This is a genomic window from Bartonella sp. MR168JLCBS, assembly GCF_042194175.1.
Genome location: NZ_JBHIMP010000377.1, coordinates 1 through 707, shown reverse-complemented (window position 1 = coordinate 707; position 707 = coordinate 1). Strand labels below are relative to the sequence as shown.

The 707-nt window shown below is 32.7% G+C and carries 1 pseudogene; it reads left to right on the top strand.

What is annotated here, in order from left to right:
- Positions 1–188, top strand: a pseudogene (locus ACFIK8_RS11490) (threonine dehydratase); the annotation flags it as partial.
- Positions 189–707: the final 519 nt, after the last annotated feature.

The window sequence follows — 707 nt, the reverse complement described above, 5'->3', positions numbered from 1 at the left end:
CTGCAAGCTTGCTCACTTGTTTGAAGAGTGGAAAACATGTCAAACTTGAAAATATTAATACATTTGTAGATGGTGCTGCTGTAGCTGAAATTGGTGCGTTAAATTACACGATGCTAAAGTAATTTTCACCAGATTCTATCATTACGGTTCCTGAGAATCATGTTTGTTCTAAAATGGTTGAAATGCTCAGGAACTTCATTTTAGAAAATCGAAAGGTCAAAAACGGTTTAGGGATCACAAAGATAATGCTGCACAGTCACAGGGTAGAAATTCTTCGTCTTCAAATGAAAGATATAAAAAAGCAAAAGCAGCAGCAAAGAGTGTCAAGTCTTTTTGTTCCTGCAGATCAGCAAAGAAGGCAGCTTGAGTAAAATATTCAGATAAGATCGTGCGCTTAGAATATGTTTCTCTTTTCGATTTCTTGTTAGTTTGAATGAGAGCAAGAGAAAAAAGCAATGATCTTACTATAAAGATAAAGAAGGGTCTTTTCAAAAGTTTCAATTTTTAGAAGTGGAAACATTTTGGATTTCTTGTGTCGTTAAAAAAATATTTTGAAAAGAAGTTATCATTGGTGATAGTTTGTGGAAGCAACTTTGAAAATTCCGTCTCCTTATATTTATTTGCTTACCCCCCTTCTATCTTTAAAGATGTGAATAAAAAATAAAATAACAAAGGATATGTTTTGTCTCTGATATGTTGATTTATAA